Origin of the sequence: Gluconobacter thailandicus F149-1 = NBRC 100600 (assembly GCF_000964465.1) — a bacterium.
Taxonomy (GTDB): Bacteria; Pseudomonadota; Alphaproteobacteria; order Acetobacterales; family Acetobacteraceae; genus Gluconobacter; species Gluconobacter thailandicus.
In genome coordinates this window covers 1-6,691 of the sequence record NZ_BANH01000060.1, presented here as the reverse complement: position 1 = coordinate 6,691, position 6,691 = coordinate 1, and the positions used below count along the sequence as shown (strand labels likewise).

Below are 6,691 nucleotides of genomic sequence, written 5' to 3'. Positions count from 1 at the left end.
GGGTCATGCGCGTACCCCGGAGATGAAACCCATGTCGAGATGACGGCAATGGGGGGATTGTGTTGAAAGTTAGCTTTGGGTCAAATCAATGCCAAAGCTGACAATTTTTGGATCTGCTATCTTCTCAGGGAAGATCAATCACAACCTTTCCCATATCTCGTGCGCTCGCAAAGTATTGGTAAGCTTCTCTTGCGTGGCTGAAGGGGAAAACACGATCAATCACTGGCTGCATCTGATGCAAATCAATCGCCTCATTCATGCTTTCAAACATTGCCCGTGATCCAACCGTCACACCTTCAAGAACCAGGTTTCGACGCATGATGTTTACAGGGTCAGCGTCTCCTTCAGAGAGTGCTCCCATCAGGTGAATCGCGCCTCCTTACCGGCAAGCCGTCATGGAGTTGGACAAAGTTCCTGAACCTCCGACTTCGATCACATGATCTGCGCCTCCTTGCCGTGCGATGATGTCTCCCCATTTTGGCGTATCCCAATAGTTCAGAGTGCTGTGCGCGCCCATTTCCTGTAGCCGGGAAATTTTTTCATCGCTGGAAGAGATGGCTGTCACATGCGCTCCGGCCAGTAGCGCAAACTGCAGGGCAAACACGGACACCCCGCCTGTTCCCAGTACGAGAACATGCTGCCCGGGGGTCAATGTGCGGCTGCCACAGAACAAAGCATGCCACGCCGTTACGGCCGCGCATGGTAATGTTGCCGCGGCGTGGAACGATAGATGATCAGGGAAGCCGATTAACCCTCCTTCTTCGAAGACACGGTATTCTGTGAGAACTCCGTCCAACGGGCCACCGAGAGCCGTCCCGAGTGCTCGCTCGGTCAATGGTCCATTCTCCCACTCCTGGAAGAAGAGCCCTGCAACACGATCACCTATCTTATGGCGGGTCACATCGTCCCCTAGAGCCACAACCTCTCCTACACCATCACAGAGAGGAACGAGATTGCTGCTTTTGGCAGGAGGAAACTCATTCCGACAGATCATGAGATCCCGGTAATTCAACGAGCACGCTCGCATCCGGACCAAAACCTGCCTACGGCCTGGTTCAGGAATTTCGCCACTCCGCAGCATGAGCTTGCTGATATTGCCGAGAGTTGGAAATTCATAAAACTGCATGGTCATCAGTTCCTTCGTGCTGCCCTCTCGTCAAATTGCAAGGGTCAACTTCTGAGTGAGTGATGACCTGTTCTCGGGTCACCCGGACCCTGATACAATTTTATTTTTTATACTATTACTTTTAGTGTGGGGATCGATCGGATGCGCAGGATGGAACGGGGCCGTCAGGAGCTTTCCGAGTTCCTTCAAAGTCGACAAGCACGTCTGAAGCCGACAGACGTGGGCCTCCCCGTTGGTTCTCGGCGGCGGCCCCCCGGTTTGCGGCGCGAGGAAGTCGCTGCACTCGCTGGTGTTGGGCTGACCTGGTACACGTGGCTTGAGCAGGGACGTGAAATCAGCGTTTCAGCATCTTTCCTGGATAATCTGTGTCGTGTCCTGAAGATGGATGCTGAGGACCGACGCTATCTCTATTTGTTGACGCAGGGTCGTCCCCCGTCTGAGCCGGGAAAGACATGGTGTGTCGTTCCACCGGTCATTCATCGCTTGATGGCGGATCTGACGGTACACCCTGCATACGTTCTTAATCTGAGATGGGACGTGATCTGAGATGGGACGTGCTTGCCTGGAACCCGGCAGCAGAACGGGTATTCGGATTTTCACGCATGCAACCGGGGATGCGGAATTTTCTCTGGATGGTATTCATGGATCCAGTGATGCGAACCGTGCTATCACCATGGAAGAAGCAGGCGCAGAATGTCATTTCACTCTTCCGACGGGATTATGTGAAAGCAAGACAGGAGGCCGACTTTTCCGCACTCGTGAAAAGTCTGGAAGACGCAGACCCGGATTTCCGAACATGGATGTCTGAACATGATGTTTCAGGGATCGGCGCAGCACTTTGTCATTTCGACATTAGTAATATTGGACGTGTGCCTTTTCAATGTACGGCCCTCACAATTAATGAAAACAAACATTTACGTCTGATTTGTTATGTTGCTGAAGAAGACAATAAAAATGGGCGACAATTTGAGAAAGAAATTTTAAGCACTCGAGAAAAATAATGTCGTATATCAGTTATTCAATGTGCGGCCCTTTACTGCTTACAGACGGTAAATCGCAGTTCTCTTCTTCATCAGACGCGTTCGTTATCAAATCGCTCACGCGCCTCGTCCAGTGCGGTAAAATGACGCTCTGCCCAACGATCCAACACACTCAGAGCGTCGCCCAAGGACGCGCCAAGCGGGCTAAGGGTATATTCTACATGAGGTGGGCGCGTTTGTTTGTCAGATCGAATGACAAGGCCATTCCTCTCAAGCTCTCTTAGCGTCTGCGTCAGCATTTTTTGCGAGATGCCACCGATTTTCCGTAAAAGCGCGCTGTTGCGCATTGGCTCCTCTCTCAAGGCCGGCAAAATCAGCATTGCCCATTTGCTCGCTATCAACTCCAGCGCATCGCGAGCGGAACAGGTGGGATCATAGACATCACCGGATTTCATGGTTCGTGGTTACCTGAAAGTGCGTGATTGACGAAAGGTGTCGCGCATAAGAGAGCATACGGCCGTGTTTATAGAGCAAGACGACTTGCTCACGAAAAAGCCGATGCGGAGAAGATCATGAATGTGCTGATAGTCCTGGCTCACCCGGAGCCCCAGTCATTCAACCATGGATTGGCGCAGACGGCCGCTCGGTCTTTTTGCTTACAGGGCCATGATGTGAGGATTTCAGACCTCTATGCGCAGAAGTTCAATCCGGTAGAGCAACCTGATCACTTCCTCACGAGAAAAGATCCAAGCCGCTTTGACGCACAAACTGAGCAACGCTTTAGCGCAGAGCAAAAAACGTTGCCGGAAGATGTGTGCCGCGAGGTTGAAAACATTCTGTGGGCCGACACTGTTATCTTTCAGTTTCCCCTCTGGTGGTTTGGTCTGCCTGCCATCCTCAAGGGTTGGATGGATCGCGTCTTTGTTTATGGAGCGCTGTACAGTGGAAGCCGACGCCGTCATACGGGTGTGTGCAGAGGGAAACGGGCTGTGTTCTCGGTGACTGCAGGTTCGCCGATGGAGGCCTGTGCCTATAATGGTCAGGAAGGCGATACATCGCTCATTCTCTGGCCCGCTCATTACGCGCTGCATTACGTCGGCTTCAGCGTTCTTGAGCCACGCATCATCATGGGGGTGCGAGGAGGAATCTCACAAGACGATGCACGAGAGCAAACTCAGTATCTCGATAGCCAGATGACAGCGCACAGGGACTGGGCTGAGGGCATTCATGGCGTGCCGGAAATCCAGTTTAACGGAGCTTCAGATTGGGACGAGCATCGAAAGCTCAAGCCCGAAGCCCCTGTCTACAGCCCTTTTATCCGACATCAGGAAAAATTACGTTCGAATTGACGGAGAGAAGCCACGGTAGTCCCTAGCAACTGTGTTTAAGCGGCGGAGCTAATACGCCCTCATGGGATGAACCAGGATTTATGTACTGGCGATGACCTATAAGAGATATAAAATCAAACTGATTTGAAATTTTTAATTCAAGTCATAAGAAATTCCCTACCTGAATACCCCGAAGTTCTCAGGAATATAATCTGATCACACTGTATTCGGTTTGGGAGATAACAAATGATGATGCGACGTTTTATGGCTGTTATTTTAGCTGGAACTGTCCTTGGGTCTGTCTCTGCCCCCGCTAAGGCAGATGGTGTGGAAAAATCCAACCAGTTCTATTGGCCAACCAGCCTGGATCTCGAACCTTTGCGGTTCCAAAATACTGAGTCTAATCCTTACGGCCCAACATACCGTCAAGATTATCACAAGAAGTTCCAGACTCTTGATCTGGCTGCAGTGCGTAAAGACGTTCTCAAAGTCATCACGACATCGCAGGATTGGTGGCCAGCCGATTATGGGAATTACGGGCCCTTTTTCATTCGCCTTGCATGGCACAATGCAGGCACCTATCGCGTTCTTGATGGACGCGGTGGCGAAGAAGGTGCACAACAGCGTTTCGCTGAACTCAACAGCTGGCCAGATAACGCAAGTCTAGACAAAGCGCGTCGTCTCTTGTGGCCGATCAAACAGAAATACGGCGAGAAACTTTCGTGGGGCGATCTGATCGTTCTGACGGGTGACGTTGCATTAACGTCAATGGGCTTCAAAACGCTTGGCTTTGTTGGTGGCCGCCCTGATGATTGGCAGTCTGAGAAGGTCTACTGGGGTCCGGGTACCACGTTCTTCCCAGCAAAATCTGCTGTTCAGGGCAAATTTGATTCAAGCGGCAATGCACATCTGGAAAAGCCGCTCGCCGCTACGAACAAAGGACTGATCTACGTTAATCCAGAGGGGCCTGGTGGGGTACCTGATCCAGTGCTTTCGGCCAAAATGATCCGTCTCGCATTTGGTCGCATGGCCATGGATGATGAGGAGACAGTGGCCCTGATTGCTGGCGGTCATACCTTTGGCAAGGCTCATGGCGCAGCGCCTGCCTCCTGCATCGGTGCTGCACCTGAAGGCGCGTCTGTCGAGCAACAGGGTCTTGGCTGGAAAAACAGCTGTCCCACTGGTCATCTCAAAGCAACAGATGCTGTCACCAGCGGGCTGGAAGGTGCCTGGTCGTCGGATCCAATTCATTTCACGACCCAATACCTGGACAACCTCCTTGGTCATGACTGGGTCCAGACTAAAAGTCCTGCCGGTGCCACGCAATGGGTCCCGAAGAACGCTGTGAATATTGTGCCCGATGCGAGTGAGCCGACCAATCGTGCCAAAATGCATCCGCTGATGATGTTCACTACCGATATTGCCCTGAAAACGGACCCAACTTATCGGGCAATCATTGAGCGCTGGGTGAAAAATCCGAACCAATTTGCAGACGCGTTTGCGCGAGCCTGGTTCAAGCTGGTTGTGCGCGATATGGGTCCGAAGTCGAGGTATTTTGGATCTGAAATCCCAAGCCAAACCTTCCTGTGGCAGGACCCACTCCCTAAGGCTAATTATGCTTCCATCAATCAGGCAGACATTACTGCTCTAAAACATGCCCTTGCAAATTCTGGCCTTTCGAACCGTGAAATGATCAAGACGGCATGGGCAGCGGCTGCATCGCATCGGACTACCGATCACCGGGGTGGCGTTAACGGCGCACGGATCGCTCTTGATCCGCAGGATAGCTGGGCGGTTAATGACCCAGACGAACTGAAAACCACTCTGACTACGCTTGAAAATGTTCGGGATCGTTTTAATGCGGGTCACCACGGGGGGCGCAAAGTTTCTCTCGCTGACATTATCGTTCTGGCAGGAAATGTTGGTCTTGAGGATGCTGCTCGTCAGGCTGGCGTTACAGTTCAGGTTCCTTTCGAACCAGGACGGGTTGACGCGACCCAAGCCGACACGGACGTTAGCTCGTTTAACGCTTTGGAGCCGACTGCAGATGCGTTCCGCAATTACTATCGCAGCGTACCCGACGGAAAGTCTCCGACTGAGGCGCTGGTTGATCGTGCCAGTACACTTGATCTGACCATCCCAGAGATGACAGTCCTGCTTGGCGGGATGCGCTCGCTCGACGTCAACTCTGGTCACTCCCCTGATGGCGTTCTGACCGATCATCCTGGGGTGTTGACCAACGATTTCCTTGTCAATGTTCTGAGTATGGATACCCGCTGGGAGAAATCGAGCAACCAACCCGGTATATACAACGGCTTTGACCGTAAGACCGGTGCAAAGCGTTGGACTGCAACGGATGTCGATCTGGTCTTTGGAGCCAATTCTGAGTTGCGGGCCACCGCAGAAGCCTATGCCTCAGCAGATTCCCGAACGAAATTCTACGCCGACTTCGTCAAAGCCTGGACCAAGGTCATGAATCTCGATCGCTTCGATCTGCAACGCTAACGATGACAAAAGCCTCCATGCCCAATCTGGTCATGGAGGCTGAAGAGAAAAACAAATGAAAATCTCATTAGTTCTTGGCGCCTGCCTGTTATTGGCGCCCACAGCTACTTTGGCCAAAACTGTTGAAGTCCGGATGGTGAATAACACAGCGGGCGGAGGGCCGGAGTTTGTCCCTTTATCAGGCAAGTGACCTAGAAGCCAGGATTGTAGTATTATGATGAACGGACCTGCTTTGAAAGAATTGCTTCGGGGGCACAGCCTCACGATTGATGTCGCTTTCGATAACAGACCGGTTTCATCGAAATATCAACGTATTCTCGATGACGTTCGTGCTCGTTTTGAAACGGTCCGACAGATTAGCAGCCTCAGGATAAGTCGTGCTGGCAAACCTGTGAAGCGTCCATCGTTCCGTGTGCAGTCAAGTAGGCATCAGCATGAATCAACCTATGAAGGGCCCGCAGACCCCACCGCCATCATGAGTTTCCTTGTTGATTTTCTTCAGCTCCAAGAAACTGGGAACTCAGATGAACTATCATGCTGAAATGCTCACATCACATTGGCAGCGTGTCGATACAGTCTGTATTTGAGTTCTTTATGTCTTGGTGTCTGCCTAGGGGAAAAGGACCAACTGCTATTTTATAGCCTGTATGTAGGTGACTGCCGCCTGCCCGCTTATACATCACTGAGCAGACAGGCAGTTCAGGGGGGTTAAGAGCCTGTTTGGAAAATCACGGGTGAGCATTTCTGCGCAT

At 51.8% G+C, this 6,691-nt stretch carries 7 protein-coding genes; 4 read left to right on the top strand and 3 right to left on the bottom strand.

Features of this window, described 5'->3' with window-relative positions; translation table 11 throughout:
* Positions 1 to 124: 124 nt before the first annotated feature.
* On the bottom strand, positions 125 to 361 hold the full coding sequence (locus B7444_RS16830; RefSeq protein WP_007284638.1) for a zinc-binding dehydrogenase: 237 nt from the start codon (positions 359 to 361) through the stop codon (positions 125 to 127).
* 18 nt (positions 362 to 379) lie between these two features.
* Positions 380 to 1,126 (bottom strand): zinc-dependent alcohol dehydrogenase family protein, encoded by a 747-nt coding sequence (locus tag B7444_RS13365; RefSeq protein WP_197026276.1) that lies wholly within the window; start codon positions 1,124 to 1,126, stop codon positions 380 to 382.
* A gap of 141 nt (positions 1,127 to 1,267) precedes the next feature.
* On the opposite strand from B7444_RS13365, the gene B7444_RS17230 reads away from it, so the two are divergent.
* Positions 1,268 to 1,672: a helix-turn-helix domain-containing protein gene (locus B7444_RS17230; protein ID WP_231503047.1), complete on the top strand. Its 405-nt coding sequence runs from the start codon at positions 1,268 to 1,270 to the stop codon at positions 1,670 to 1,672.
* An 8-nt stretch (positions 1,673 to 1,680) separates the two neighbouring features.
* The gene (locus B7444_RS17225) at positions 1,681 to 2,127 is read left to right on the top strand and encodes an MmyB family transcriptional regulator (RefSeq protein WP_231503046.1); all 447 of its coding nucleotides are present in this window, start codon (positions 1,681 to 1,683) and stop codon (positions 2,125 to 2,127) included.
* Positions 2,128 to 2,198: 71 nt separating this feature from the next.
* Here the strand turns inward: B7444_RS17225 and B7444_RS13355 are convergent, their stop codons facing one another.
* Positions 2,199 to 2,561 carry a winged helix-turn-helix transcriptional regulator gene (locus B7444_RS13355; protein WP_007284634.1) on the bottom strand — a complete coding sequence of 121 codons (363 nt, stop codon included), beginning with the start codon at positions 2,559 to 2,561 and terminating at the stop codon, positions 2,199 to 2,201.
* A 117-nt stretch (positions 2,562 to 2,678) separates the two neighbouring features.
* On the opposite strand from B7444_RS13355, the gene B7444_RS13350 reads away from it, so the two are divergent.
* Entirely contained in the window at positions 2,679 to 3,455 is a 777-nt protein-coding gene (locus B7444_RS13350) for an NAD(P)H-dependent oxidoreductase (protein WP_029495843.1), read from the top strand.
* Between the two features lie 225 nt (positions 3,456 to 3,680).
* Positions 3,681 to 5,939 carry a catalase/peroxidase HPI gene (gene katG / locus B7444_RS13345; RefSeq protein ID WP_007284632.1) on the top strand — a complete coding sequence of 753 codons (2,259 nt, stop codon included), beginning with the start codon at positions 3,681 to 3,683 and terminating at the stop codon, positions 5,937 to 5,939.
* The last annotated feature ends 752 nt before the right edge of the window (positions 5,940 to 6,691 follow it).

Coding starts and splice junctions, on each gene's coding strand:
- B7444_RS13350 (WP_029495843.1), top strand. CDS start 2,679: ATGAATGTGCTGATAGTCCTGGCTCACCCGGAGCCCCAGTCATTCAAC.
- katG (WP_007284632.1), top strand. CDS start 3,681: ATGATGATGCGACGTTTTATGGCTGTTATTTTAGCTGGAACTGTCCTT.
- B7444_RS13365 (WP_197026276.1), bottom strand. CDS start 1,126: ATGCAGTTTTATGAATTTCCAACTCTCGGCAATATCAGCAAGCTCATG.
- B7444_RS16830 (WP_007284638.1), bottom strand. CDS start 361: ATGGGAGCACTCTCTGAAGGAGACGCTGACCCTGTAAACATCATGCGT.
- B7444_RS13355 (WP_007284634.1), bottom strand. CDS start 2,561: ATGAAATCCGGTGATGTCTATGATCCCACCTGTTCCGCTCGCGATGCG.
- B7444_RS17230 (WP_231503047.1), top strand. CDS start 1,268: ATGCGCAGGATGGAACGGGGCCGTCAGGAGCTTTCCGAGTTCCTTCAA.